At 72.3% G+C, this 24969-nt stretch carries 26 protein-coding genes and 1 pseudogene (1 of these 27 cut by a window edge); 14 read left to right on the top strand and 13 right to left on the bottom strand.

The window, feature by feature from the left end; all coding sequences use genetic code 11:
- Positions 1-206 precede the first annotated feature (206 nt).
- Positions 207-491, top strand: coding sequence for a GlsB/YeaQ/YmgE family stress response membrane protein (locus C1708_RS25440; RefSeq protein ID WP_106414865.1), 285 nt, complete (start codon positions 207-209; stop codon positions 489-491).
- Between the two features lie 68 nt (positions 492-559).
- On the opposite strand, the gene tyrS is transcribed toward C1708_RS25440, so the two are convergent.
- From tyrS to C1708_RS25455, 3 genes are all read right to left on the bottom strand, one after another.
- Entirely contained in the window at positions 560-1828 is a 1269-nt protein-coding gene (gene tyrS / locus C1708_RS25445; protein WP_106414866.1) for a tyrosine--tRNA ligase, read from the bottom strand.
- A gap of 66 nt (positions 1829-1894) precedes the next feature.
- Positions 1895-3289, bottom strand: coding sequence for a metallopeptidase TldD-related protein (locus C1708_RS25450; RefSeq protein WP_106414867.1), 1395 nt, complete (start codon positions 3287-3289; stop codon positions 1895-1897).
- An 82-nt stretch (positions 3290-3371) separates the two neighbouring features.
- The gene (locus C1708_RS25455) at positions 3372-4895 is read right to left on the bottom strand and encodes a TldD/PmbA family protein (RefSeq protein ID WP_106414868.1); all 1524 of its coding nucleotides are present in this window, start codon (positions 4893-4895) and stop codon (positions 3372-3374) included.
- Between the two features lie 313 nt (positions 4896-5208).
- On the opposite strand from C1708_RS25455, the gene fabG reads away from it, so the two are divergent.
- On the top strand, positions 5209-5913 hold the full coding sequence (gene fabG, locus C1708_RS25460; RefSeq protein ID WP_106414869.1) for a 3-oxoacyl-[acyl-carrier-protein] reductase: 705 nt from the start codon (positions 5209-5211) through the stop codon (positions 5911-5913).
- Between the two features lie 5 nt (positions 5914-5918).
- A complete protein-coding gene (gene fabI / locus C1708_RS25465) occupies positions 5919-6686 on the top strand; it encodes an enoyl-ACP reductase FabI (RefSeq protein ID WP_106414870.1) in 768 nt (255 codons plus the stop codon).
- Positions 6687-6793: 107 nt separating this feature from the next.
- Here fabI and C1708_RS25470 read toward each other — a convergent pair whose 3' ends face one another.
- Entirely contained in the window at positions 6794-7486 is a 693-nt protein-coding gene (locus tag C1708_RS25470) for a FadR/GntR family transcriptional regulator (protein WP_106414871.1), read from the bottom strand.
- Positions 7487-7577: 91 nt separating this feature from the next.
- Between C1708_RS25470 and C1708_RS25475 the strand changes: the two genes are divergently transcribed.
- The 4 genes from C1708_RS25475 to C1708_RS25485 all read left to right on the top strand — a co-directional run bounded on the left by C1708_RS25475 (position 7578) and on the right by C1708_RS25485 (position 10266).
- Entirely contained in the window at positions 7578-8879 is a 1302-nt protein-coding gene (locus tag C1708_RS25475) for a CynX/NimT family MFS transporter (protein ID WP_106414872.1), read from the top strand.
- 256 nt (positions 8880-9135) lie between these two features.
- Complete coding sequence (locus C1708_RS35700; RefSeq protein WP_274543360.1) at positions 9136-9252, top strand: SGM_5486 family transporter-associated protein; 117 nt, start codon at positions 9136-9138, stop codon at positions 9250-9252.
- 225 nt (positions 9253-9477) lie between these two features.
- A complete protein-coding gene (locus tag C1708_RS25480; protein ID WP_106414873.1) occupies positions 9478-9684 on the top strand; it encodes a hypothetical protein in 207 nt (68 codons plus the stop codon).
- Between the two features lie 63 nt (positions 9685-9747).
- Positions 9748-10266: a SixA phosphatase family protein gene (locus C1708_RS25485; RefSeq protein WP_106414874.1), complete on the top strand. Its 519-nt coding sequence runs from the start codon at positions 9748-9750 to the stop codon at positions 10264-10266.
- An 89-nt stretch (positions 10267-10355) separates the two neighbouring features.
- On the opposite strand, the gene serB is transcribed toward C1708_RS25485, so the two are convergent.
- Positions 10356-11564, bottom strand: a complete 1209-nt coding sequence (serB, locus tag C1708_RS25490) for a phosphoserine phosphatase SerB (RefSeq protein ID WP_106414875.1) — start codon at positions 11562-11564, stop codon at positions 10356-10358.
- Positions 11561-11791 carry a hypothetical protein gene (locus tag C1708_RS25495; RefSeq protein WP_106414876.1) on the bottom strand — a complete coding sequence of 77 codons (231 nt, stop codon included), beginning with the start codon at positions 11789-11791 and terminating at the stop codon, positions 11561-11563. The genes serB and C1708_RS25495 overlap by 4 nt, the downstream gene beginning before the upstream one ends.
- A gap of 240 nt (positions 11792-12031) precedes the next feature.
- Between C1708_RS25495 and C1708_RS25500 the strand changes: the two genes are divergently transcribed.
- On the top strand, positions 12032-14566 hold the full coding sequence (locus C1708_RS25500) for an ABC transporter ATP-binding protein/permease (RefSeq protein WP_198602590.1): 2535 nt from the start codon (positions 12032-12034) through the stop codon (positions 14564-14566).
- 91 nt (positions 14567-14657) lie between these two features.
- Here C1708_RS25500 and C1708_RS25505 read toward each other — a convergent pair whose 3' ends face one another.
- The 3 genes from C1708_RS25505 to C1708_RS25515 all read right to left on the bottom strand — a co-directional run bounded on the left by C1708_RS25505 (position 14658) and on the right by C1708_RS25515 (position 17471).
- Complete coding sequence (locus C1708_RS25505) at positions 14658-15380, bottom strand: transglycosylase SLT domain-containing protein (RefSeq protein WP_106414878.1); 723 nt, start codon at positions 15378-15380, stop codon at positions 14658-14660.
- Between the two features lie 352 nt (positions 15381-15732).
- Positions 15733-16776, bottom strand: coding sequence for an S-adenosylmethionine:tRNA ribosyltransferase-isomerase (locus C1708_RS25510; RefSeq protein ID WP_106414879.1), 1044 nt, complete (start codon positions 16774-16776; stop codon positions 15733-15735).
- On the bottom strand, positions 16773-17471 hold the full coding sequence (locus tag C1708_RS25515; protein WP_106414880.1) for an SDR family NAD(P)-dependent oxidoreductase: 699 nt from the start codon (positions 17469-17471) through the stop codon (positions 16773-16775). Before C1708_RS25515 ends, C1708_RS25510 begins: the two co-directional genes overlap by 4 nt.
- A 253-nt stretch (positions 17472-17724) precedes the next feature.
- Between C1708_RS25515 and C1708_RS25520 the strand changes: the two genes are divergently transcribed.
- The 3 genes from C1708_RS25520 (at position 17725) to C1708_RS25530 (ending at position 19908) form a co-directional block, all read left to right on the top strand.
- Positions 17725-18870: a GAF domain-containing sensor histidine kinase gene (locus C1708_RS25520; protein WP_106414881.1), complete on the top strand. Its 1146-nt coding sequence runs from the start codon at positions 17725-17727 to the stop codon at positions 18868-18870.
- On the top strand, positions 18863-19504 hold the full coding sequence (locus C1708_RS25525; protein ID WP_106414882.1) for a response regulator: 642 nt from the start codon (positions 18863-18865) through the stop codon (positions 19502-19504). Before C1708_RS25520 ends, C1708_RS25525 begins: the two co-directional genes overlap by 8 nt.
- Before the next feature lie 158 nt (positions 19505-19662).
- The gene (locus tag C1708_RS25530; protein WP_106414883.1) at positions 19663-19908 is read left to right on the top strand and encodes a chaplin; all 246 of its coding nucleotides are present in this window, start codon (positions 19663-19665) and stop codon (positions 19906-19908) included.
- Positions 19909-20012: 104 nt separating this feature from the next.
- On the opposite strand, the gene C1708_RS25535 is transcribed toward C1708_RS25530, so the two are convergent.
- The gene (locus C1708_RS25535; RefSeq protein ID WP_106414884.1) at positions 20013-20801 is read right to left on the bottom strand and encodes an Rv1486c family protein; all 789 of its coding nucleotides are present in this window, start codon (positions 20799-20801) and stop codon (positions 20013-20015) included.
- A gap of 164 nt (positions 20802-20965) precedes the next feature.
- On the opposite strand from C1708_RS25535, the pseudogene C1708_RS25540 reads away from it, so the two are divergent.
- From C1708_RS25540 to C1708_RS25550, 3 genes and pseudogenes are all read left to right on the top strand, one after another.
- Positions 20966-21496, top strand: a pseudogene (locus C1708_RS25540) (ABC transporter ATP-binding protein); the annotation flags it as partial.
- 363 nt (positions 21497-21859) lie between these two features.
- Entirely contained in the window at positions 21860-22291 is a 432-nt protein-coding gene (locus C1708_RS25545; protein ID WP_106414886.1) for an NfeD family protein, read from the top strand.
- A 158-nt stretch (positions 22292-22449) separates the two neighbouring features.
- Positions 22450-23406, top strand: coding sequence for an SPFH domain-containing protein (locus C1708_RS25550; protein WP_106414887.1), 957 nt, complete (start codon positions 22450-22452; stop codon positions 23404-23406).
- A gap of 73 nt (positions 23407-23479) precedes the next feature.
- Here the strand turns inward: C1708_RS25550 and C1708_RS25555 are convergent, their stop codons facing one another.
- From C1708_RS25555 to C1708_RS25565, 3 genes are all read right to left on the bottom strand, one after another.
- On the bottom strand, positions 23480-23986 hold the full coding sequence (locus C1708_RS25555) for an HNH endonuclease (RefSeq protein WP_106414888.1): 507 nt from the start codon (positions 23984-23986) through the stop codon (positions 23480-23482).
- 207 nt (positions 23987-24193) lie between these two features.
- Complete coding sequence (locus C1708_RS25560; RefSeq protein WP_106414889.1) at positions 24194-24733, bottom strand: YbhB/YbcL family Raf kinase inhibitor-like protein; 540 nt, start codon at positions 24731-24733, stop codon at positions 24194-24196.
- A gap of 41 nt (positions 24734-24774) precedes the next feature.
- Positions 24775-24969, bottom strand: partial view of a sporulation protein gene (locus tag C1708_RS25565; protein ID WP_106414890.1) — the final stretch only. It continues 588 nt past the right edge of the window; the window shows 195 of its 783 coding nt (coding positions 589-783); the start codon falls outside the window, past its right edge — the gene reads right to left on this strand; its stop codon occupies positions 24775-24777.

Raw genomic sequence — 24969 nt, forward strand, 5'->3', positions numbered from 1 at the left:
CCGGCTGTCCGGCGTCCCGGTCTGTGACGTCCGGTCCGGACAGAGTCAACGGTACGCCGCACCCCACCCGATCACGAGAGCGGGTCGCCCGGTCCCGCGCCGCCCCGGCTGCGCCGTACCGCGTACGGCATGTCCGACATGCGGCGTACCACGACTGGGCCGACACTTGCCGTGATGCTCGCGTCAAGTCGTACGAGGAGGCAGTCATGGGCTGGTTGTGGGCGATCATCGTGGGATTCGTGCTCGGACTGCTGGCCAAGGCGGTGATCCCCGGCAAGCAGCACATCCCGCTCTGGCTGGCCACCATCTGCGGCATGATCGGCGCCGTCGTCGGCAACGCGATCGCGCGCGGTTTCGGCATCGAGGAGACCCGCGGCATCGACTGGGGACGGCACATCTTCCAGCTCGGCGCGGCGATCGTCGTCGTGCTGCTCGCGGAGATGATCTACAACGCCATGCAGCGCAGGAAGCACGGGCGGCAACGGGCCTGACCGGTCCTCCGGACACGGGGCAGGGGCGGGCCCCGGAAAGGAACCCGCCCCTCACGCACGCCACCGGCTCAGCCGGCCGCGACCTCCACGGCCGCGAGGTTCTTCTTGCCGCGGCGCAGCACCAGCCAGCGCCCGTGCAGCAGGTCCTCCTGCGCGGGGACCGCGTCCTCGGCGGTGACCTTGGCGTTGTTCACGTAGGCGCCGCCCTCCTTCACCGTGCGGCGCGCGGCGGACTTGCTGGGCACCAGGCCGACCTCGGCGAACAGGTCCACCACCGGGCCCAGCTCGGCCACCTTCACGTGCGGCACCTCGGAGAGCGCCGCCGTCAGCGTGCGCTCGTCCAGCTCACCCAGCTCGCCCTGGCCGAACAGGGCCCTGGACGCGGCGATCACGGCGGCCGTCTGGTCGGCGCCGTGCACCAGCGTCGTCAGCTCCTCCGCCAGCGCGCGCTGCGCGGCGCGGGCCTGCGGACGCTCCGCCGTCTGCCGCTCCAGCTCCTCCAGCTCCTCACGGGACTTGAAGGACAGGATCCGCATGTAGCCCGAGATGTCCCGGTCGTCCACGTTCAGCCAGAACTGGTAGAACGCGTACGGCGTCGTCATCTCCGGGTCCAGCCAGACGGCGCCGCTCTCGGTCTTGCCGAACTTGGTGCCGTCCGCCTTCGTCATCAGCGGCGTCGCGTAGGCGTGGACCTCGGCGTCCGGCTCCAGCCGGTGGATCAGGTCGAGCCCGGCCGTGAGGTTGCCCCACTGGTCGCTGCCGCCCTGCTGCAGCGTGCAGCCGTAGCGCCGGTACAGCTGGAGGAAGTCCATCGCCTGGAGCAGCTGGTAGCTGAACTCGGTGTAGCTGATGCCCTCCGAGGACTCCAGACGCCGGGCGACCGAGTCCTTCGTCAGCATCTTGTTGACCCGGAAGTGCTTGCCGACGTCCCGCAGGAACTCGATCGCGGACAGGTTCGCGGTCCAGTCGAGGTTGTTGACCAGGGTGGCCGCGTTCTCGCCCTCGAAGGACAGGAACGGCTCGATCTGGCCGCGCAGCCGCTCCACCCAGCCCGCGACCGTCTCCGGCGGGTTCAGCGTGCGCTCGGCCGTCGGCCGCGGGTCGCCGATCTGCCCGGTCGCGCCGCCGACCAGCGCCAGCGGCCGGTGCCCGGCCTGCTGGAGCCGGCGCAGGGTGAGCACCTGCACCAGGTGCCCCACGTGCAGCGACGGCGCGGTCGGGTCGAAACCGCAATAGAACGTGACGGGACCGTCCGCGAGCGCCTTGCGCAAAGCGTCCTCGTCAGTGGACTGGGCGAACAGCCCGCGCCACTTCAGCTCGTCGACGATGTCCGTCACGGTTCTCGTGTCTCCTCGGTGATCTGCGGCCGTACGGGCGACGGCCTGCTGCGAACGCCTACGAGGTTATACGCCCCGGCTGACCGAGCTCATATGGAAATCGGGGACGCGCAGCGCGGGCATCGCGGCCCGGGTGAACCAGTCGCCCCATTCCCGGGGCAGCGTCTTCTCCGTACGGCCCGCCTCGGCCGCCCGGCCCAGCAGGTCCACCGGCGACTCGTTGAACCGGAAATTGTTCACCTCCCCGGTCACCTCGCCGTTCTCCACCAGGTAGACGCCGTCCCGGGTCAGCCCGGTGAGCAGCAGCGTCGCCGGGTCCACCTCGCGGATGTACCACAGGCAGGTCAGCAGCAGCCCCCGCTCGGTGGCCGCGACCATCTCCTCCAGCGAGCGGTCCTCGCCGCCGTCCAGGATCAGGTTGTCGATGCCGGGCGCGGTCGGCAGGCCGGTCAGGCCCGCGCTGTGCCGGCTGGTGGTCAGCCGGTGCAGCGCGCCCTCGCGCACCCACTCCGTCGCCGTCAGCGGCAGCCCGTTGTCGAACACCGACTGGTCGCCGCCGGAGGAGTGCGCGATCACGAACGGCGCCGACTCCAGGCCCGGCTCGTCCGGGTCGCTGCGCAGGGTCAGCGGCAGCTCGGTCAGCCGCTCGCCGACGCGGGTGCCGCCGCCCGGCCTGGAGAACACCGTGCGGCCCTCCGCCGCGTCCCGGCCCGACCCCGACCAGAACTGGTAGACCAGCAGGTCCGCCACCGCGCTCGGCGGCAGCAGCGTCTCGTACCGGCCCGCCGGCAGCTCGTGCCGCCGCTCCGCCCAGCCCAGCCGTACGGCCAGCTCGGCGTCCATGGCCGCCGGGTCGACGTCCTTGAAGTCGCGGGTGGCGCGGCCCGCCCACGCCGACCGGGTGCGGTCCGGGGACTTGGCGTTCAGCTCCAGCGTGCCGTTCGGCTGGTCGTGCCGCAGCCGCAGCCCCGTCGACGTGCCCAGGTAGCTGGAGACCATCTCGTGGTTGGCGAAGCCGTACAGCTCACGGCCGCCGGCCCGCGCCCGGGCGAACGCCTCGCCCAGCGCCGGGGCGAAGTCGGCGAACACCGCGGAGGTCGTCTCGGCGGGCGCCTCGGTGAACTCGGGGGACGGGTCCACCCCGGTGACCAGCGGCTGGGCGTCCTCGGCCGGACCGGCGCCGCGCGCGGCGGCCTCGGCGGCCCGCACCAGCGGCTCCAGCTCGTCCACGGTCACCGCCGACCGGGACACCACACCGGAGGCCGTGCCCTGGGCCCCGTCCACCGTGGCGATCACGGTGAGGGTGCGCCCGCGGGTGACCCCGTTCGTGGTGAGCGCGTTGCCCGCCCAGCGGAGGTTGGCGGTCGAGTGCTCGTCGGCGATCACGACACAGCCGTCGGACCGGGACAGCTCCAGTGCCCGCTCGACGATCTCGTGCGGCTTGGTGGTGCGCGCGCTCATCGCCCGGCCTCCTGCGTGGTGTCAAGGCTGTGCTCTCCCGGGGGACAGCCCCCGGACCCCCGGCCGATCCTGGTGCTGACGCTCATCGCCCGGCCTCCTGCGTGGTGTTAAGGATGTTGACGCCCTTGAAGAGGGCGGACGGGCAGCCGTGGGAGACCGCCGCGACCTGGCCCGGCTGGGCCTTGCCGCAGTTGAAGGCGCCGCCCAGGACGTACGTCTGCGGACCGCCGACGGCGGCCATGGAGCCCCAGAAGTCGGTGGTCGTGGCCTGGTAGGCGACGTCCCGGAGCTGCCCGGCGAGCCGCCCGTTCTCGATCCGGTGGAAGCGCTGTCCGGTGAACTGGAAGTTGTAGCGCTGCATGTCGATGCTCCACGACCGGTCGCCGACCACGTAGATGCCCCGGTCCACGCCTCCGATCAGGTCCTCCGTCGACATCCCCGCCGGGTCCGGCTGCAGCGACACGTTGGCCATGCGCTGCACCGGCACATGCCCGGGGGAGTCGGCGAAGGCGCATCCGTTGGACCGCTCGAACCCGGTGAGCTTCGCGATCCTCCGGTCCAGCTGGTAGCCGACCAGCGTGCCGTCCTTCACCAGGTCCCAGGACTGCGCCTCGACGCCCTCGTCGTCGTAGCCGACGGTGGCGAGGCCGTGCTCGACGGTGCGGTCACCGGTGACGTTCATCAGCTCGGAGCCGTACTTCAACGTGCCCAGCTGGTCGAAGGTGGCGAACGAGGTGCCCGCGTAGGCGGCCTCGTAGCCGAGCGCGCGGTCCAGCTCGGTGGCGTGCCCGATGGACTCGTGGATGGTCAGCCACAGGTTGGACGGGTCCACCACCAGGTCGTACAGGCCCGGCTCGACGCTCGGCGCGCGCATCTTCTCGGCCAGCAGCTCGGGGATCCGCGCCAGTTCGTCGTCCCAGTCCCAGCCGGTGCCCGTCAGGTACTCCCAGCCGCGCCCGGCCGGCGGGGCGAGCGTGCGCATCGAGTCGAACTCGCCGCTCGACGCGTCGACGGACACCGCCGTCAGCACCGGGTGCAGCCGGACGCGCTGCTGCGTGGTCACGGTCCCTGCGGTGTCCGCGTAGAACTTGTTCTCGTGCACGGTGAGCAGCGAGGCGTCCACGTGGTCGACGCCGCTCGCCGCGAGCAGCCGCCCGCTCCACTCGGCCAGCAGCCCCGCCTTCTCCTCGTCGGGCACGGTGAACGGGTCGATCTCGTACGACGACACCCAGGTCTTCTCGGCGTGCACCGGCTCGTCGGCCAGCTCCACGCGCTCCTCGCTGCCGGCCGCCTTGATCACCTGCGCGGACAGTTTCGCCATCGCCACCGCCTGGGAGGCGACCTTCGCGGCGGCGTCGAGGGTGAGGTCCACCCCGGACGCGAAACCCCAGGTGCCGCCGTGCACCACACGCACCGCGTACCCGAGGTCGGTGGTGTCCGACGAACCGGCGGGCCTGGCGTCCCTCAGCCGCCAGGAGGCACTGCGCACCCGCTCCAGACGGAAGTCCGCGTGCTCCGCCCCGAGAGCCCGGGCGCGGGCGAGCGCGGCGTCGGCGAGGGCGCGCAGCGGCAGGGATGTGAAGGCTTCGTCAATGCTGTGAGACACCTACGTCTCTTCCTGTCGGGTTCAAATCGTTCGGGTCGTCCTGCGGTCAGTTGTCGCTGCGGCGCATCATGTCGCGCCGGCCCGGACCGGGACCACACCTTTGCGGCGGGGCGTGCCGCATTCGGGTCAGCGGGCCGGTGACCGCCGTCGCCCGGCCGGGTTCATTCTGTAGGGACCCGACAGAGCGGCCCCCCGGCCACTGTCGGTGCCCCGATGTCCCGAGCCGGACCGGGACCGATAGGTTTTCGGTGCAGCCGCCTGTCGTCACGGTGTCCGGGCGGGTGGACCAGACCGCTATCGAAGGGGTGATCCGTTGAGCCGCTCGGTTCTCGTCACCGGAGGCAACCGGGGCATCGGCCTCGCCATCGCCCGCGCGTTCGCCGACGCCGGCGACAAGGTCGCCATCACGTACCGCTCGGGGGAGCCGCCGGCCGGTTTCCTCGCCGTCCGGTGCGACATCACCGACCCCGAGCAGGTGGAGCAGGCCTACAAGGAGATCGAGGAGGCGCACGGCACCGTGGAGGTGCTCGTCGCCAACGCCGGGATCAACCGGGACCAGCTCCTGATGCGCATGTCCGAGGAGGACTTCACCTCCGTCCTCGACACCAACCTCACCGGCACCTTCCGGGTCGTCAAGCGCGCCAACCGCGGCATGCTGCGCGCCCGCAAGGGCCGCGTCGTGCTGATCTCCTCGGTCGTCGGGCTGCTCGGCTCCGCGGGGCAGGCCAACTACGCCGCCTCCAAGGCGGGCCTGGTGGGCTTCGCGCGCTCCCTCGCCCGGGAGCTGGGCTCGCGCAACATCACCTTCAACGTCGTCGCGCCCGGCTTCGTCGACACCGACATGACCCGGGAGCTCACCGAGGAGCAGCAGGCGAAGATCCTCGCCCAGGTGCCGCTCGCCCGGTACGCGAAGACCGAGGAGATCGCCGCCGCGGTGCGCTTCCTCGCCTCGGACGACGCCTCGTACATCACTGGAGCCGTCATTCCCGTTGACGGCGGACTGGGAATGGGTCACTGACACACATGAGCGGAATTCTCGAGGGCAAGCGCGTCCTGATCACCGGTGTGCTGATGGAGTCGTCCATCGCCTTCCACACCGCGAAGCTGGCCCAGGAGCAGGGTGCCGAGATCATCCTGACCGCGTTCCCGCGGCCCACCCTGACCGAGCGCATCGCCAGGAAGCTGCCCAAGCCCACCAAGGTCGTCGAGCTCGACGTCACCAACGACGAGCACCTGGGCCGTCTGGCCGACGTCGTCGGCGAGGAGCTCGGCGGCCTGGACGGCGTCGTGCACTCCATCGGCTTCGCGCCGCAGGACGCCCTCGGCGGCAACTTCCTCAACACGCCGTTCGAGTCGGTCTCCACGGCCATGCACGTCTCGGCGTTCTCCCTGAAGTCGCTCACCATGGCCTGCCTGCCGCTGATGCAGAACGGCGGCTCCGTCGTCGGCCTCACCTTCGACGCGCAGTACGCCTGGCCGCAGTACGACTGGATGGGCCCGGCGAAGGCCGCCCTGGAGGCGACCAGCCGCTACATGGCGCGGGACCTGGGCAAGCAGAACATCCGCTGCAACCTCATCTCGGCCGGTCCCATCGGCTCGATGGCCGCCAAGTCCATCCCCGGCTTCGCCGAGCTGGCCTCCGTCTGGGACACCCGCGCCCCGCTGGAGTGGGACCTGAAGGACCCGGAGCCGGCCGGCCGCGGTGTCGTCGCCCTGCTGAGCGACTGGTTCCCGAAGACCACGGGCGAGATCGTCCACGTGGACGGCGGTCTGCACGCCGTCGGCGCCTGACCGGACGCCCGAACGCGAGGGCCCGCGTCCCCTGCCTGGGGGGAGCGGGCCCTCGCGCGTGTCGCCGAGCGTGTGCTCGAACGTCGCCGAGGATGTGTTCGAACGGCTCAGTCGCCCGCGGGGGCCGTGAACCGCCCGGGCTTGCACGCCAGGGGATAGGCGGCGGCCTCCTCTGCCGCCGTCGCCGCGTCGCCCGCGCGGATCGCGTCCACCAGCCGGCTGTGCTCCATGTGCGTCTCCGGCGTCATGCCGCCGCCCACGTCGTCGCGCAGCCAGTCCCGCAGCACCTCGCCCAGGTCCGCGTACAGCGCGGTCATCACGTCGTTGTGCGAGGCCGCCACGACGGCCATGTGGAAGGTCGCGTCCGCCGTCACGAACGCCTCCGCGTCGCCCGACTCCCAGGCCTCCTCGCGGCGCAGCAGCAGCGTGTCGAGCTGCTTGAGGTCCTTCTCCGTGCGCCGCTGAGCGGCCAGCCGCGCCGCCGAGGACTCCAGCGTGGAGCGCAGCTCGGCGATGTGCCGGGGATCGGCGCCGGCGAAACGGCGGTGCATCACGCCGGCCAGCTCGCTGGTGGCGACCACGTAGGTGCCCGAGCCCTGGCGGATGTCGAGCAGTCCGTTGTGCGCCAGCGCGCGCACCGCCTCCCGGACGGTGTTGCGGGCCACCCCCAGTTGCTCCATCAGCTCCGGCTCGGTGGGGATGCGCGAGCCGACCGGCCACTCGCCGGAGGTGATCTGAGCCCGCAGGGCGGCGATGACCTGTTCGGACAGCGCGGAACGGCGCGGATGGCTCAGAGGCATGACTCACCTTCGCACGGCAGCGGCGTCGGGCGGCGCCCACGACATGGACAACCAATCATCCTATGATTCTATGATGAGTGGCATGACTCGTATGCCTGGTGACGAGACCCGGACCACCGCGCCCGCCGCCGTCCGTACGCCCGCCCCGTCCCCGGACCGACGCCCCGGCGACACCACGCGCGCGTGGCGGACACGGCTGCTCGTCGTCGGCATCGTGCTGGCCGCCCTGAACCTGCGCCCCGCCATCACCAGCTTCGGCGCGCTGCTCGAAGAGGTGCGCGACGGGCTCGGCATGAGCGGCAGCGTGGCCGGGCTGCTCACCTCCCTGCCCGCGCTGTGCTTCGCCGTGTTCGGCGTCACCGCGCCCCGCCTGGCCCGGCGCTTCGGCCCCGGCGCGGTGGTGTGCGCCGGCATGGCCGCCATCGCCACCGGCCTGCTGGTCCGGCCCTCCACCGGCGACACGGTCGCCTTCCTGCTCGCCAGCGGCCTCGCGCTCGCCGGCATAGCGGTGAGCAACGTGCTGATGCCGGTCATCGTCAAACGCTGGTTCCCCGACCGGGTCGGTTCCATGACCGGCCTGTACTCGATGGCCCTCGCCCTGGGGACCGCCACCGCGGCGGCCGTGACCGTCCCGGTGACCGACGCGCTCGGCGGCAGCTGGCGGGCGGGGCTCGCCGTCTGGGCGGCCCTCGCGGCGGCCGCCGTGCTGCCCTGGCTCCCGTTCGTACGGGGACGGGGCGGGGCGCCGGGGGAGGAGGCGGCGGAGCCGCCGCAGCGGGACGGGCGGCCCGCCGGGCGGGCGCCGGCGCTGCGCATCACCCGCAGCCGCACCGCCTGGGCACTGGCCGTGTTCTTCGGGCTCCAGGCCACCGCCGCCTACATCACCATGGGGTGGATGGCGCAGATCTTCCGTGACGCGGGCGTCCCCGCCGGCCGGGCCGGTCTGCTGCTCGCGGTCACCATGGTGATGGGCGTGCCCCTGGCGTTCGTCATACCGCGCCTCGCCGCCCGGCTGCCCCGACAGGGCCCGATCGTGCTCGCGCTGGGCGTCAGCGGTCTGATCGGCTACGCGGGCCTCTACTTCGCCCCGGCCGCGGGAGCCTGGGCCTGGGCGGTGCTGCTGGGCGTCGCCAACTGCGCCTTCCCGCTCGCGCTCACCATGGTCGGCATGCGGGCGCGGACGGGCGCGGGCGTGGCCCAGCTGTCGGCCTTCGCGCAGAGCACCGGCTACCTGATCTCCATCCCCGGGCCGCTGCTGGTGGGCGTGCTGTATCAGCACAGCGGCGGCTGGGGGCTGCCGATCGCGCTCATGGCGGGGCTGATGGTCCCGCAGATGATCGTCGGGGTGCTGGCCGGGCGGGACCGCACGGTGGAGGACGAGGCGACGGCCTGAGGCGCCGGGCCCTCGCCCCGCCGGGGTACCCGGCTCCTGCCTGCCTGCCTGCCTGCCTGCCTGCCCGTCCGCCGGGCCGCCTGCCCGTCCGCCGGGCCGCCTGCCTGTCCACCGGGCCGCCTGCCTGTCCGCCGGGCCGCCTGCCTGTCCGCCGGACCGCCCGCCCGCCTGCCTGCCCGTCCGCCGGGCCGGACCGCCACGCCCGCCGGGGTACCCCGTGGCCGGTGCCGGGCGGGCAGGGTGCGACACTTGCCCCATGCCAGTCCTCGACCCCAACCCGCAGAACGGCCAGAAGAAGATGCTGTTCGTCTTCGGCCTGTTCTTCGCGATCTTCATCGTCATCGGCGTCGTCGCGACGGTGCTCGCGCCCTGAGCGCGGCGGTCCTCCCCACGCCCCGGGCGGGAGGGCATTCCTCGCGCCCCGGGCGCGGTGACTGTTTCCGCGCCCCATGGTGGTGCTGGCACCCCCGTCCCCTAGGGGGTCAGGCTCAGGGTCAAGTGGGTGGATCACCGGATGGGTTGACGCCCCGCTGATCCGTACCTTCGAGATGTGGCCGCGACCGGCGCGCCACGGACCACTCGAAGAGCGGAGGCCCCCATGTCGGCGCGTACGCACTCCCGGCCCGCCCAGGCCCCCCGGGCAGGTGCCGCCACCCGGCTGCCGTGGTGGGCCCTGGCCCTCCCCGCCCTGGCCTTCGTGGCCCTGCTCGCCCTCGTCCTCGACCCCGCCGACGCGCACGCGACCGCCGGTGAGCCCGCGCTCACCCTCCTCGTCGAACGGGCGCAGCAGCTCATGGCCCGCTGAACGCGCCGAGGCGCCGGTCAACTCCCTGAGCCCTGTGGCCTGTTTCATGCGAAGCTGGGTGTCATGAGCGTCGCAGAACCCCGCAGGATTGTCCTTTTCCGGCATGCGAAAGCCGACTGGCCTCCGGTGGCCGACCACGAGCGCCCCCTCGCCGAGCGAGGCCGCCTGGACGCTGCGGCCGCCGGCCGCAAGCTGGCCGACACCGGCGTCGCCTTCGACCTGGCCCTGTGCTCCACGGCGGTCCGCACCCGCGAGACCTGGAAGCTCGCGGTCCACGAGTTCCCGAAGCGGCCGAAGACCGTCTACGAGGAGCGGATCTACGAGGCCTCGCCCGGCGAGCTGATCGCCCTGCTCAACGAGACCTCCGACGACGCGCAGAACGTCCTGCTGATCGGCCACAACCCGGGCGTGCAGGGGCTGGCCGACATCCTGGCCGGCACGTCCGAGGGCGACGCCCGCGAGCGCATGACGCGCCGCGGCTACCCGGCCGCCGCCTTCTCGGTCCTCACCTTCACCGGCCCCTGGAAGTCCCTGGAGCCCGGCACCGCCACGCTGGTCGACTACTGGGCGCCCACCGAGTGACCCCCGGCTGACCCGCCCGGCACGACAGGGGCCCGGCACCGACCACGTCGGCGCCGGGCCCGTCCGTCGTCACGGCCGGTCCGCGCGGATCAGCCGCCCGCGAGCGTGTCCGCGGCCTCGACCTCTTCGCGCGTGATGCCCAGCAGGTACAGGACGGTGTCGAGGAAGGGGACGTTCACGGCCGTGTGGGCCGCCTCGCGCACCACCGGCTTGGCGTTGAAGGCGACACCGAGACCGGCCGCGTTCAGCATGTCCAGGTCGTTCGCGCCGTCGCCGATCGCCACCGTCTGCGACAGCGGCACACCCGCCTCGGCCGCGAAGCGGCGCAGCAGCCGGGCCTTGCCCGCCCGGTCCACGATCTCGCCGGTCACCCGGCCGGTGAGCTTGCCGTCGACGATCTCCAGCGTGTTCGCCTGGGCGAAGTCCAGACCGAGGCGCTCCTTCAGGTCGTCGGTGACCTGGGTGAAGCCGCCCGACACCACCCCCACCTGGTAGCCGAGCCGCTTGAGCGTACGGATCAGGGTGCGGGCGCCCGGCGTCAGACGCACCTCGCTGCGCACCTTGTCGATCACGGAGGCGTCCAGCCCCTCCAGCAGCGCCACCCGGGCGTGCAGGGACTGCTCGAAGTCGAGCTCCCCGCGCATCGCCGCCGCCGTCACCTCGGCGACCTGGTCCTCGCAGCCGGCGTGCGCGGCGAAGAGCTCGATCACCTCGTCCTGGATGAGCGTGGAGTCCACGTCCATGACCACCAGACGCTGCGCCCTGCGGTACAGACCCGCCGCGACCACCGCGATGTCCACCCGGAACCGGGCCGAGTCCGTCACCAGCGCGGTGCGCAGCGCCTCCGTCTCCACACCGGACACCGCGAACTCCACGGCGGTCACCGGATACTTGGCGAGCCGGAAGATACGGTCGATGTTGCCGCCGGCCTTGGTGATCCGGGCGGCTATCGTCGCCGTCGCCTCCGAGGTGAGGGGGTGGCCCAGCACGGTCACCAGGGACCTGCCCAGACCGCGGGGGCGGTTGTCGCCCTTGCCGGAGATGATCTCCGCCTGCATCTTCATCGACTCCGCCCAGCTGTGGACGGTCGCCCGCAGGTCACCCTCCATCCCCGCCGGGGGCTGGGTCACGAGCGCGCAGAGCACGATGCGACCGCGGGTGACGACCTGCTCGATGTCGACCACGTCGACGGAGTAGGCGGCGAGGGTGTCGAAGAGGCCGGCCGTGATGCCGGGCCTGTCCTTGCCGAAGATCTTGACCAGGAGGGTGGGAACGTCGGAGTTCTGCGATGCGCTCATGGTGCTCCCACCGTATCCGGCACGCAGTGCCCCGCGCCCGCGAGGTCCGCCAGCCGGACACCCTCACCGACCCTCTCCGGGCCGTGTCCCGGCTCGCTCGTCAGCGCCGCCGTCCCCGCCGCCCCGATCAGCGCCCAGCTCACCGCGGCGACCGCGGACATCACCGCCTCCGCCCACGGCACAACGGCGTCACGCCCCGGCCCGGCGGTGCCCCTGGCAGCACCCATGGCGGATCCCCCGAGCCGGGGAGCGGCCCGGCGGGCCGCACATGTCCCCCTCGCGGGGTTTACCGCGCTCCGGTCCGGTTTCCCCCTTCGTCCGGACAGGACCGTCGACGCCTTGTCGCGGGGTCGTGACAGGGCCGACTTCCGGTCGGAGGACCGGGCCTGAAATAGTTCCCCCGATGTTCGACATCCCCAGACTCCCTGCGACGGGGGCATTCGGGGGACAACTCAGTGGGGCGTGGAGTGCCGGAACTCGTACTGGAAACAAACGGACGCACCTGGACGCTCGATCCGTCCAGGTCCTACACCCTGGGACGTGACCCACAGGGCGACGTCGTACTGGACGACGCCAGGGTGTCCTGGCGTCACGCCACGATCAGCTTCAACGGCCGCAGTTGGATGATCGAGGACCACGGCAGCACCAACGGCACGTTCGTGCAGGGGCAGCGGATCCACCACCTGGAGTTCAGCGCCGACACGGTGCTGCACCTGGGCAACGCGACCGACGGGCCGCGCGTGACGCTGTCTGGTGCTGGTGCCGGCGCCGGTGCCGTGCCGCAGGCCCAGCCGCAGCAGCCGTACGCCGCCCAGGGCGCGGGCGCCGGCTGGGCGCAGCAGCCGCCCGTCCGGCAGCAGCCGCCGGCCCAGCAGGGCTGGCAGCAGCCGCAGCAGCAGGGCGGGCCGCAGCAGGCCGCGCCGCACATCCCGCAGCAGCAGGGCCCCGGTGGTGGCGCGGGGGCGCCGCCGGTCCACGGCGACCGCAGTCCCACGACGTTCCACCAGTTCTCGCTCGGCCGCGTGATGCGCATCGGCCGTGCCCTGGAGAACGACCTGGTCGTCTCCGACCTCCAGGTGTCCCGCAACCACGCGGAGTTCCACTCGACGCCCGACGGGCGCATGGAGATCCGCGACCTGGGCTCGCACAACGGCACCTACGTCAACGGCCAGCCGATCCCCAAGGGCGGCTCGCAACTGCTCGGCCCCACCGACGTCGTGGGCGTCGGTCACTCGACGTTCCGGATCGTCGGCGACCGGCTCGAGGAGTTCGTCGACACCGGTGAGGTGTCCTTCTCCGCCCGCCACCTGACCGTCACGGTCGACGGCGGCAAGCAGATCCTCAAGGACGTCTCCTTCGGCGTTCCGGAGAAGTCGCTGATCGCGGTCATCGGCCCGTCCGGCTCCGGCAAGTCGACGCTGCTCAAGGCGCTCACCGGCTACCGGCCCGCCAACGAGGGCGAGGTGCTGTACGACAACCGGAACCTCTACAAGCAGTTCGCCGAGCTGCGGCAGCGCATCGGTCTGGTCCCGCAGGACGACATCCTGCACAAGGAGCTGACCGTCAAGCGTGCCCTGAAGTACGCGGCCAAGCTGCGCTTCCCCGCCGACACCACGGCGGCCGAGCGCGAGGCCCGCATCGACGAGGTGCTGCGCGAGCTGAAGCTGGACATCCACAAGGACAAGAGGGTCACGTCCCTGTCCGGCGGCCAGCGCAAGCGCGTGTCCGTGGCACTGGAGCTGCTCACCAAGCCGTCGCTGATCTTCCTGGACGAGCCGACCTCCGGTCTCGACCCGGGCATGGACCGTGACGTCATGCAGCTGCTGCGCGGACTGGCCGACGACGGCCGCACGGTCCTGGTGGTGACCCACTCGGTGGCCGAGCTGGCGCTGTGCGACAAGCTTCTGGTGATGGCGCCGGGCGGTTCGGTGGCCTACTTCGGCCCGCCCGAGGAGGCGCTGAACTTCTTCGGTTACGACACCTGGGCCGATGTGTTCTCCGCCTTCGAGAACTACCGCGACTACGACTGGGCGGGCCGCTGGAAGGGCTCGCAGCACTACCAGATGTACGCGGCGGACATCGACGCGGTCGCCCCGCAGTCCGTGCAGGTCCCCCCGATGCAGGCGATGAAGCCGCCGAAGCCGCAGGGCTGGCTGTCGCAGTTCTCCACCCTGGTGCGCCGGTACGTGTCGGTGATCGTCTCCGACAAGGGCTTCCTCGCCCTGATGGTGATCCTGCCGGCCGTCCTCGGCGCGGTCAGCCTGCTCATCAACCCGGACAAGGGCCTGCTGCCCAACCCGCCCCACCCGCAGACCGGGCGGCTCGCCCCGAACGGCACGGCCACCACGGTGCTGCTGATCCTCGCGGTCGGCGCCTGTTTCGCGGGCGCCGCGAACTCCGTGCGCGAGCTGATCAAGGAACGGGTCATCTACGAGCGGGAGCGCGCCACGGGCCTGTCCCGCTCGGCGTACCTGATGTCCAAGGTGTTCGTGCTCGGCCTGATCACCGTGCTCCAGGGGCTGCTGGTCGGCGTGATCGGCTTCGCCAGCCGGGAGATCCCGGAGGAGGGTCTGATCCTCGGGGGCTTCACGCTGCTGGAGCTGTCGCTGCCGATCATGGCGCTCGGCTTCACCTCGATGATGTTCGGCCTGATCATCTCCTCGCTGGTGAAGACCGCCGAGAAGACCATGCCGCTGCTGGTGATGTTCGCGATCATCCAGGTCGTCTTCACCGGCTGCCTTTTCACCCTGCACGGCTCGATCGGCGTCAACCAGTTCTCGTTCCTGATGCCGTCGCGCTGGGCCGTCGCCGCGTCGGGCGCCACGCTGGACTTCAACAGGATCAGTCCGCCGGAGAGCGCGGGCGACACCGACCCGCTGTGGGAGCACACGGCCGGCGCCTGGGCGATGGACATGGGCGCGCTGCTCGCCCTCGGCGTGATCTGCGGCTTCTTCGTGGCGCGCTTCCTGCGCCGCCACGAGCCCGAGGTCATGCGCAAGTAGTCCTGCCGTACGGCCCCGAAGGGCGGCGCCCCGTCAGGAGGGCGCCGCCCTTCGGCGTCCGTGTGCGCAAGGAGAGGCCCGCGCCGACCTCTCAGTACGCGCTGTCGACGTTGTCCATGGTGCCGTACCTGTCCGCCGCGTAGTTGCAGGCGGCGACGATGTTGGCGACCGGGTCGTAGATGTCCTTCGGGGTACCCTTGACGTGGTACGCCTCGAAGGTCGGCGGGATCACCTGCAGCAGTCCCTTGGAGGGGATGCCGTTCCGGGCGTTGATGTCCCAGAGGTTGATCGCCATCGGGTTGCCCGAGGACTCCCGCATGATGTTGCGGTGGATGCCCTCGTAGGAGCCGGGGATGCCGTTCTTCTCCATGATGGACATGGCCTCGCGGATCCAGCCGTCGAGGTTGTTCCCGTACTTCTGCGGAGCGGCCTTCTTCACCTCGGCGCGCTCGGCCGAACGGCTCGCCGCCTCGGTCGCCTGGCGGGCCTTCGCGGCCTTGGCCTCGGCGGCCGCCTTCTTCTTCGCGGCGGCCTCGGCGGCGGCCTGCCTCTTCGCCGCGATCTGCTCGGCCTTCACGCTGGCGCCCGCGAGCTGGTCGGTGATGTCGGCCTTGACGCCCTGGATCCGCTCGGTGCTGTAGGTCACCGTCGCCGTCCGGGCGGGGGCCTCGGCCGTGGTCGTCGTGGACGCGCTGCTCGGGACCGCGGAGAAGCCGATGGCGGCGGCGCCGAGGGCGGCGACGCCCGCGGCGGCGATCTTGTGGTGGCGGGTCAGGGCACGACTGTGACCACGGGTGAGGATGTGCTGGGGCATGCGGAACGGACCTCTTCGAATAGCGCGGAGGTCGCTCGATGTCCGGTGCGGACGGTGCTTCTTCGGCACACGAACGCCGCGGGCGAGAACCCACGGCGTTGAGCGACGCAGCCATTCTTAGCGGCCGCAAAATCGCTCGGCAAAGATGTGACCTACGAAGCCGGGTAGTGGATCAGGGGGGTGCGAAACCGGGCAGATCGGGCTGTTCGCCCCGTTCATGTGGGCGGTATGTCGCTCCTACTCCACTTCGTACGTGATGTGCACCCTATGCGCGGCCTCACACCCGCCCCCCTCCCCCCTCACCGCGTGTTGCTGCCGCAACGCGCTGTGTGAGATGCTCCACGGCCCCCGTTCAGGACGGCAGCAACAGGTGCACGTCCCCGAACTCGTGCCACAGGTAACGCCCGCGCAGCGCCTCCTCGTAGGCCCGCCCGACCGCCTCCCGCCCCGCGACCGCCCCCAGCATCGACAGGTGCGACGCCTCCGGCTCGTGCAGCCCCGTCAGCAGCCCGTCCACCACCCGCACCCCCCGCTCCGGGGTGACCACCAGATCCGTCCACCCCGCGCGGGCCCGCACCGCCCCGTCGGAACCGGCCGCCGACTCCAGCGCCCGCACCGCCGTCGTCCCCACCGCGATCACCCGGCCGCCGCCCGCCCGCACCGCGCCGATCAGCCGCGCCGACGCCTCCGGCACCGCGAACCGCTCCGGGTACGGCGGCTCGTGCGCCTCCGCCGACGCCACCCCCGTGTCCAGCCGGACCGGTGCGAACCACACCCCGCGGCTCACCAGCTCCGTCACCGTCCGCGCGGTGAACGGACGCCCCGCGCTCGGCATCTCCGCGCTCCCCGAGCCGTCCCGCGACGGCAGCGCGAACACCGTCTGGTACGCCGACAGCGGCTGGTCCCGCTCCGTGTACGCGTACCGGATCGGCCGCCCGTGCTCCCGCAGCAGCCCCGGCACGTCCCGCGACACCCGCGCCCACCACAGCCGCGGCGACCCCGCGCTCAGCGGCTCCTCGACCCACAGCCGCGCGTCCCCGGCGAGCCGCACCTCCGTACCCGCACGCGTACCCGCGCGCACGCGCGTGGTGCCCCGCCCGTCCGGGTTCCGCAGCTCGACCGCCCAGCGTTCGTCGTCCCCCCGGGTGGAGAAGTGCACCACCACGCGCGCGTCGCCGGTCCGGCCGTCGACGGCCGCCGCCAGCGTGGGCGAGGTGTTCACCACCAGCAGGTCGCCGGCGCGCAGCAGCAGCGGCAGCTCCGCGAACGCGTGGTGCGACACCTCGGCGCCCCGCGACACCAGCAACCGCACCGCGTCCCGGTCCCGGCCGGGGGCCCGACGCTCCGCCGGCACCCGCGCCGACAGCTCCTCCGGCACCCGGAACGTGACCGTCACCGCCGTCCCTCCAGCAGCGCCGGGGCGCCGTAACGGCCACTGGCCGGCCGCTCGTCCAGCAGCCGCAGGAAGCCCGGCACCACCGCGTCCGGCTCCGGCCGCGGACCGTCGTCGTCCGGCACGGCCGCCGCGTACAGGTCCGTCGCCATGTCCCCGGGGTCGACCGCCCACACCCGCAGCCCCGGCTCCTCCTCCGCCAGCACCGCCGCCAGCCGGTCCAGCCCCGCCTTGGACGCCCCGTACCCGCCCCACGTCGGGTACGCCTCCGCGGCGGCGTCCGAGCTCACCATGAGCACCGCGCCCGCCTGGGCCGTCCGCAGCAGCGGCAGCGCCTCCTGCACCAGACCCAGCGCCGCCACCAGGTTCACCTCCAGCGCCCGCCGCAGCCCCTCCAGCGGCAGCTCCGCCAGCCGCACCAGCGGCTCGGCGCCCAGTGCGCTCGCGTTGTGCACCAGCAGGTCCACCCCGCCCAGCCGCCAGGCCGCCGCCACCAGCTCAGCCCGGTGCGCGGGGTCCGTGACGCCCCCGGGCACCGCCGTCACCCGCGTGCCGTGCCGTGCGGCCAGTACCGCCGTCTCCGCCAGGCGGTCCTCGCCCCGCGCGTCGAGCACCAGGTCCCAGCCCCGCTCCGCCAGCCCCAGGGCCAGCGCCCGTCCGAGCCCCTTCGAGGCGCCCGTGATGATCGCTACCGGCATGACAACCGTCCCCTCGTCCGTCGTGCCGTCCCGCCGTGTCGGCGTGCGATCACCGTAGGAAGCCGGGCCCGGGCGCCGCCTCGGCCGCGGGACGCAGCCGCCCGGGTCCCTTCGGCCTACGACGGCACGCCCCCGCCCCGGGTCCCGGGCCGCGGCGGCCGGCCCCGGACCCGGGACCTAGGACCAGCGACGGGGGAGAGGGGCGGACACCGGCCCGATCCGCCGGGCCGGGCGCCGCCGGTACCGTGAGGACATGAGCCACGGCCCCCGGTCCGGCCTCGCCGCGGTGAGCTCCGCGTTGCTGGCCATGAGCAGGCACCTCGAGGTGCGCGACGTCCTCAAGACGATCGTCGTCTCGGCGCGCGACCTCCTCGACGCCCAGTACGCCGCGCTCGGCGTGCCCGACGACCACGGGGGCTTCGCCCAGTTCGTGGTGGACGGCGTCAGCGACGAGCAGTGGAAGGCCATCGGCCCCCTGCCGCGCCGGCACGGCATCCTCGCCGCGATGCTCGACGACGCCGCCCCGCAGCGCCTCGCCGACGTGCGCCGCGACCCCCGCTTCGGGGGCTGGCCCAGCGCCCACCCCGACCTGGTCGACTTCCTCGGCCTGCCCGTGCGGGACGGCGACGAGGTGCTCGGCGCCCTGTTCCTCGCCAACAAGAGGCGCCCCAAGCCGGAAGGCGCCTGCGGCTTCACCGAGGACGACGAGGAACTCCTCGGCATCCTCGCCCAGCACGCCGCCATCGCCCTCACCAACGCCCGCCTCTACGAGCGCAGCCGCGAGCTGACCATCGCAGAGGAGCGCTCCCGGCTCGCCCACGAGCTGCACGACGCCGTGAGCCAGAAGCTGTTCTCCCTGCGGCTCACCGCCCAGGCCGCCGCCCGTCTCGTGGACCGCGACCCGGCCCGCGCCAAGGGCGAGCTGCAGCAGGTGGCGGAACTGGCCGCGGAGGCCGCCGACGAACTGCGCGCGGCGGTCGTCGAACTGCGCCCCGCCGCCCTCGACGAGGACGGGCTGGCCGCCACCCTGCGCACCCAGGTGCAGGTGCTCGACCGCGCCCAGAGCGCGCGCGTCACCTTCACCGGACACGGTGTGCGCGCCCTGCCCGCGGCCCAGGAGGAGGCGATGCTGCGGGTGGCCCAGGAGGCACTGCACAACGCCCTGCGCCACTCCGGCGGGAAGCACGTCGACGTGACCCTGGAGCGGCGCGGCAACGGGGCGGTCCTGCGGGTCGGCGACGACGGCAGCGGCTTCGACCCGCACGCCGTCCGCCGCGCGGGCCGCCACCTGGGCCTGGTCTCCATGCGGGACCGGGCGAGCGGGGTCGGCGGCAGGCTGACCGTGGAATCGGCGCCCGGCAAGGGCACCGTCATCGAGATGGAGGTCCCCGGTGGCTGACGCGATCAAGGTGCTGCTGGTCGACGACCACCAGGTGGTCCGGCGCGGTCTGCGCACCTTCCTCGAGGTGCAGGACGACATCGAGGTCGTCGGCGAGGCCGCGGACGGCGCGGAGGGGGTCGCCCTGGCGGGGGAGCTCCAGCCCGACGTCATCCTCATGGACGTGAAGATGCCGGGCGTGGACGGCGTGGAGGCGCTGCGCCGGCTGCGTGAGCTCGACCACCGGGCCCGGGTGCTGATCGTCACCAGTTTCACCGAGCAGCGCACGGTGGTCCCCGCCCTGCGCGCGGGCGCCGCCGGCTACGTGTACAAGGACATCGACCCCGACGCGCTGGCCGGCGCCATCCGCTCCGTGCACGCCGGGCACGTGCTGCTCCAGCCGGAGGTGGCGGGCGCGCTGCTGTCCCAGGAGGAGAGCGGTCCCGGCACGGGACGCGCGGGTTCGCTCACCGAGCGGGAGCGCGAGGTGCTCGGGCTGATCGCGGACGGCCGAGCCAACCGGGAGATCGCCCGCGCCCTCGTGCTCTCCGAGAAGACGGTGAAGACGCATGTGTCGAACATCCTGATGAAGCTCGACCTGGCGGACCGCACCCAGGCCGCGCTGTGGGCCGTACGGCACGGTCTCAGCGGGTGATCACCGACGTCCGCCATCACCCGGAAGGTTCCCCTCCGGTGCGAGATTCATACCGTAGGGGGAATGCCCCGCGGAGGGCCGTATCGCTTGCCGGCGCCGCGCGTTGCCCAGTGCGGACCGCGGCGCCTGCCGCGGTCGTCGCAAGGAGGGCTCGGAAAGTGAAGAACCTGAAGAAGGCAGCGGCCGTGACGATGGTGGCCGGCGGTCTGCTCGCCGCCGGCACGGGCATGGCCTCCGCCACCGAGGGCAGCCACGCGGACGGCAAGGCCGTGGGCTCCCCGGGCGTCGTCTCCGGCAACCTCGTCCAGATCCCGGTCGACGTCCCGGTCAACGTGTCGGGCAACAGCGTCAACGTCATCGGCGTCCTGAACCCGGCCTTCGGCAACGTCGCCGTCAACGACTGACGCCTCCCGCCGCCGGCCCCGGCCGCCCGCCCCCACCCGGCGCCGGGGCTCGCCCCTGTCCAGGGACCGCGCCGAGGACCGGCCCCCAGGGCCCGCGTCCGGGCTCAGCGCCCCCCGCGCTCCTCCACGAACGCGTTGTACGCGGCCACCAGCGCCCGCCGGGCCGTCCGCTCCACCGGCCGCAGCGCCAGCGCCCGCGCCGACATCTCCGACGCGCTCACCGCGCCGCCGTGCCCGTGCTCCGTCGCCAGCGACACCAGCGCGCCCACCCGCTGCGCCAGCTCCAGCACCCGCACCGCGCGCGGCGGATACCCCGGCGCCAGCACGTCCCGCCCCCGCGACGCCATGGCCCGCGCCCGGTACGCGTCGATCGCCGCCTCCGCGACCGGACCCGACCCGGCCACGTCCAGCCGCGTCAGCACCTCCGTCGCCTCCCGCAGCGCCTCCGCCAGCTCCCGCTCCGCCTCACCCAGCGACGGCACGTCGGCGGGCGGCGCCTCCCGCACCGGCAGACAGTGCCACAGGACCTCCACATGCACATCGCCCTCGGGCCCGGCCTCCGTCACCTCCGGGACCAGCCCCAGCGCCGCCCCCTGGCACACCACGGCCTCCCCGGCCTCCAGCGCCCGCGCGTTGAACTCCGGCGGGCCGCTCAGCCCCAGCGGATGCCCCGGCGCCGGCAACGCCACCCGCAGCCCCGACACCCCGAGCCCCCGCAGCCGCCCCAGGGCCAGCGTCAGCCCCACCGGCGCCTGCTCCCCGGGCACCCCCTCCACCCGGTGCACCGCGTCCTCCCCGACGGCGGCGAGGACCGCCTCGTCCGGGGAGACGAGTCCGGCAAGAAGGGCGTTGCCCCAAGCGGCGAGACGACCGGAGCGTGGTTCCGAGAGCATGCGTACACCTTAGACAGCACCCGGAAACCGGACCGATGGAATGTCCGGGTCGACCGGTGGCGTAGATTTCATGAGGGGCTCCCGCCCACGGGTGCGGCGGACCGACCCACCAGGCGTACGCGACAGCCGAGACCGGCCACACTGCAAGGGGAGACAAGGCGCTCATGAGCGATGTTCTGGAACTTCAGGACGTATCCGTGGTCCGCGAGGGCCGGGCTCTGGTGGAGCAGGTCTCCTGGTCGGTCAAGGAGGGGGAGCGCTGGGTCATCCTCGGCCCCAACGGCGCCGGCAAGACCACCCTGCTGAACATCGCGTCCAGCTACCTCCACCCGAGCAAGGGCACCGCCACCATCCTCGGCGAGACGCTCGGCCGCCCCGGCACCGACGTCTTCGAGCTGCGTCCCCGCATCGGCGTGGCGGGCATCGCCCTCGCGGACAAGCTGCCCAAGAAGCAGACCGTCCTGCAGACCGTGCTCACCGCCGCCTACGGCATGACCGCCGGCTGGCAGGAGGAGTACGAGGACATCGACGAGCAGCGCGCCCGCGCCTTCCTCGACCGCCTCGGCATGTCCGAGTACCTGGACCGCAAGTTCGGCACCCTCTCCGAGGGCGAGCGCAAGCGCACCCTCATCGCGCGCGCCCTGATGACCGACCCCGAGCTGCTGCTCCTCGACGAGCCCGCCGCCGGCCTCGACCTCGGCGGCCGCGAGGACCTGGTGCGCCGTCTCGGCCGCCTCGCACGCGACCCGATCGCCCCCTCCATGATCATGGTCACCCACCACGTGGAGGAGATCGCCCCCGGCTTCACCCACGTCCTGATGATCCGTCAGGGCAAGGTCCTCGCCGCCGGCCCGCTCGAGCTCGAACTCACCAGCCGCAACCTGTCCCTGTGCTTCGGCCTCCCGCTCGTCGTCGAGCAGGTCGGCGACCGCTGGACCGCCCAGGGCCTCCCGATGAGCTGAACCGCACCACCCCGCGCACAACACCCGGCACGGCACGGCCCGTTCGGCCGACCGGTGCCCTGTCCGTGACCGGGTGCGCGGTTCTACCATGACGTCGTGGACATCGACGCATGGCTGTGGTGGCTGATCGGCGCGGCGGCACTCGGCATCGGGCTCGTGATCACCGCGATGCCCGAACTCGGCATGCTCGCGGTGGGCGCCGTCGCCGCGGCACTGGTCTCCGGCATCTTCGGCGGCGGCGCCGTCGCCCAGGTCGCGGTCTTCGCCGTCGTCTCGACCGCGCTGATCGCCGTCGTCCGCCCCATCGCCCGCAGACACCGGTCCCAGCGGCCCGAACTCGTCACCGGCGTCGACGCCCTGAAGGGGAGGCAGGCCGTCGTCCTCGAACGCGTCGACGGCAGCGGCGGCCGCATCAAACTGGCGGGCGAGGTCTGGTCCGCCCGCGCGCTCGACGCGGGCCGCTCCTACGAGGCCGGCCAGGAGGTCGACGTCGTGGACATCGAGGGGGCCACCGCGATCATCATGTGATCCCGCACCTCCCGTACGACACAACCGGTGCGAACACGCCCCCGGTTGGCCCCGCGGTCTGACAGACTCGACCAGCAAGATCTACAACCGCACGACCGTGCACAGGCACAACGACCTGCCATAGGCGCCGAGGCTAAGAAGGGTTCGGGGAACCGACGATGGAACCGGTCATCATCGTCCTGATCATCCTGGTGGTGTTGGTCTTCATCGCCCTGATCAAGACGATCCAAGTCATCCCACAGGCCAGCGCCGCCATCGTCGAGCGCTTCGGCCGCTACACGCGGACGCTCAACGCGGGCCTCAACATCGTCGTCCCGTTCATCGACACCATCCGCAACCGCATCGACCTCCGCGAGCAGGTCGTCCCCTTCCCGCCGCAGCCGGTGATCACCCAGGACAACCTGGTCGTCAACATCGACACCGTCATCTACTACCAGGTGACCGACGCCCGGGCCGCCACCTACGAGGTCGCCAGCTACATCCAGGCCATCGAGCAGCTCACCGTCACCACCCTGCGCAACATCATCGGCGGCATGGACCTGGAACGGACCCTCACCTCCCGCGAGGAGATCAACGCGGCCCTGCGCGGCGTCCTCGACGAGGCCACCGGCAAGTGGGGCATCCGCGTCAACCGCGTCGAGCTCAAGGCCATCGAACCGCCCACCTCCATCCAGGACTCGATGGAGAAGCAGATGCGCGCCGACCGCGACAAGCGCGCCGCCATCCTCCAGGCCGAGGGCGTCCGGCAGTCCGAGATCCTGCGCGCCGAGGGCGAGAAGCAGTCCCAGATCCTGCGCGCCGAAGGTGAGGCCAAGGCCGCCGCGCTGCGCGCCGAGGGCGAGGCCCAGGCCGTCCGCACGGTCTTCGAGGCCATCCACGCCGGCGACCCGGACCAGAAACTGCTCTCCTACCAGTACCTCCAAATGCTCCCGAAGATCGCCGAGGGCGACGCCAACAAGCTCTGGATCGTCCCCAGCGAGATCGGCGACGCCCTCAAGGGCCTCTCCGGCGCGGTCGGCAACTTCGGGGCCATGGGCGGCGCCCCCGGCGGCGGCAACGGCACCACCGTCAACGTCCCCGCCCAGGAGCGCCGCGAGAAGCCCACCATCGACTGAGACCCGCCCCCGGACGCACACGGTCCCCGCACCCCTCAGGGGCGCGGGGACCGTGTGCGTCCGGGGGCGGGTCTCAGGCAGCCTCCAGCGCCAGCCAGTCAGGCAGCGCCTCGAAGTCGTCCCTGGCGAGCGCCAGCAGCATCGCGTCCGCCGGCGTCGGCTCGTACGGCTCACGCAGCAGCGGCATCCCCGCCTGCTCCGGCGTCCGGTCGGCCTTGCGGTGGTTGTCCTCCGCGCACGACGCCACCGTGTTCAGCCAGGTGTCCTGCCCGCCGAGCGACCGCGGCACCACGTGGTCCACGGTCGTCGCCCTGCGCCCGCAGTACGCGCACCGGTGACGGTCCCTCACCAGCACACCCCGCCTCGACCACGGCGCACGTCTTCGGAACGGCACCCGCACGTACTGGCAGAGCCTGATCACCCGGGGCGCCGGTATGTCGACCGCGGCTCCCCGCATCCGCAGTTCGGGGTGGGCCTGCTCGACGACGGCCTTGTCCTGGAGCACCAGAACGACGGCTCGGTTCAGCGTCACCGTCGACAACGGCTCGAAGCTCGCGTTCAGCACCAGCGTGTCCCGCATACCAGCCCACCTCCCGTGCGCACCGGCCCGCCCCTCGGCGAGCTGGAACAACTCTGGCCGGGCACACCGAGATGGACAACGCAATATCCGCTGCTCCCACGGGAGACGACCCCCGGGGATCCCGGCGGAAAAAATGCCCGCCCCTGATCAATTCCAAGACCAGGGGCGGGCAAACGTCCCGGACACGTCCGGCGTCGCGCGGAGGACTCAGGACTCCGCGGGCACCTCGTACTCACCGATCAGCTGCGCGCGCGCGATCGTGTGGAACCGCAGGTTGAAACCGACCACGGCAGGAGAGGCGTCCGCGTCCGGACCCAGCTTCTCCTGGTCCACGGCGTACACCGTGAACACGTACCGGTGTGGACCGTCACCGGGCGGCGGAGCGGCACCGCCGAACTCCTTGGTGCCGTAGTCGTTCCGCGCGTGGACGGCGCCCTCCGGAAGACCCTCGAACGAGCCGCTGCCGGCGCCGGCCGGCAGCTCGGTCACCGAGACCGGGATGTCGAACACCACCCAGTGCCAGAACCCGCTGCCCGTCGGGGCGTCCGGGTCGTAGCAGGTCACGGCGAAGCTCTTGGTCTCCGGCGGGAAACCCTCCCACCGCAGGTGCGGCGACGTGTTGCCCGCCGCGTGGACCTGAGCGTCCTTGAGCGTCGCCCCCTCCGTCACATCGTCGCTCGTCACCGTGAACGACGGCACGGGCGGATGGAAGTCATGGGGGAGCGGCCGCCGCTTGAGCTCGGTCACCTCGGTACCTCCTGATCGATGACGTTCAGTCGCGAACGAGCCTAGAACCAGTTGCGCTTGGAACCGACCTCCGACAGCCACTGGTTCAGGTACGCCGCCCAGTCGGTCCCCTGGTAGTCGTTCAGCCCCACCTGGAAGGAGCGGAAGGTGTCGCTGCCCTCGCTGAACAGGCCCGGCTTCTTGTCCATCTCCAGCACGACGTCCATCGCCTGCTCGTCGGCGACGAAGCTCAGCTC

The sequence above is a fragment of the Streptomyces sp. DH-12 genome (assembly GCF_002899455.1).
Taxonomy (GTDB): domain Bacteria; phylum Actinomycetota; class Actinomycetes; order Streptomycetales; family Streptomycetaceae; genus Streptomyces.

What these genes read in the sequence shown, in the direction of transcription:
- C1708_RS25440 (WP_106414865.1), top strand. Translation starts at nt 207, where the DNA reads ATGGGCTGGTTGTGGGCGATCATCGTGGGATTCGTGCTCGGACTGCTG.
- C1708_RS25450 (WP_106414867.1), bottom strand. Translation starts at nt 3,289, where the DNA reads ATGAGCGCGCGCACCACCAAGCCGCACGAGATCGTCGAGCGGGCACTG.
- fabI (WP_106414870.1), top strand. Translation starts at nt 5,919, where the DNA reads ATGAGCGGAATTCTCGAGGGCAAGCGCGTCCTGATCACCGGTGTGCTG.
- C1708_RS25470 (WP_106414871.1), bottom strand. Translation starts at nt 7,486, where the DNA reads ATGCCTCTGAGCCATCCGCGCCGTTCCGCGCTGTCCGAACAGGTCATC.
- C1708_RS25475 (WP_106414872.1), top strand. Translation starts at nt 7,578, where the DNA reads ATGCCTGGTGACGAGACCCGGACCACCGCGCCCGCCGCCGTCCGTACG.
- C1708_RS35700 (WP_274543360.1), top strand. Translation starts at nt 9,136, where the DNA reads ATGCCAGTCCTCGACCCCAACCCGCAGAACGGCCAGAAGAAGATGCTG.
- C1708_RS25480 (WP_106414873.1), top strand. Translation starts at nt 9,478, where the DNA reads ATGTCGGCGCGTACGCACTCCCGGCCCGCCCAGGCCCCCCGGGCAGGT.
- C1708_RS25485 (WP_106414874.1), top strand. Translation starts at nt 9,748, where the DNA reads ATGAGCGTCGCAGAACCCCGCAGGATTGTCCTTTTCCGGCATGCGAAA.
- serB (WP_106414875.1), bottom strand. Translation starts at nt 11,564, where the DNA reads ATGAGCGCATCGCAGAACTCCGACGTTCCCACCCTCCTGGTCAAGATC.
- C1708_RS25495 (WP_106414876.1), bottom strand. Translation starts at nt 11,791, where the DNA reads ATGGGTGCTGCCAGGGGCACCGCCGGGCCGGGGCGTGACGCCGTTGTG.
- C1708_RS25505 (WP_106414878.1), bottom strand. Translation starts at nt 15,380, where the DNA reads ATGCCCCAGCACATCCTCACCCGTGGTCACAGTCGTGCCCTGACCCGC.
- C1708_RS25515 (WP_106414880.1), bottom strand. Translation starts at nt 17,471, where the DNA reads ATGCCGGTAGCGATCATCACGGGCGCCTCGAAGGGGCTCGGACGGGCG.
- C1708_RS25520 (WP_106414881.1), top strand. Translation starts at nt 17,725, where the DNA reads ATGAGCCACGGCCCCCGGTCCGGCCTCGCCGCGGTGAGCTCCGCGTTG.
- C1708_RS25535 (WP_106414884.1), bottom strand. Translation starts at nt 20,801, where the DNA reads ATGCTCTCGGAACCACGCTCCGGTCGTCTCGCCGCTTGGGGCAACGCC.
- C1708_RS25550 (WP_106414887.1), top strand. Translation starts at nt 22,450, where the DNA reads ATGGAACCGGTCATCATCGTCCTGATCATCCTGGTGGTGTTGGTCTTC.
- C1708_RS25555 (WP_106414888.1), bottom strand. Translation starts at nt 23,986, where the DNA reads ATGCGGGACACGCTGGTGCTGAACGCGAGCTTCGAGCCGTTGTCGACG.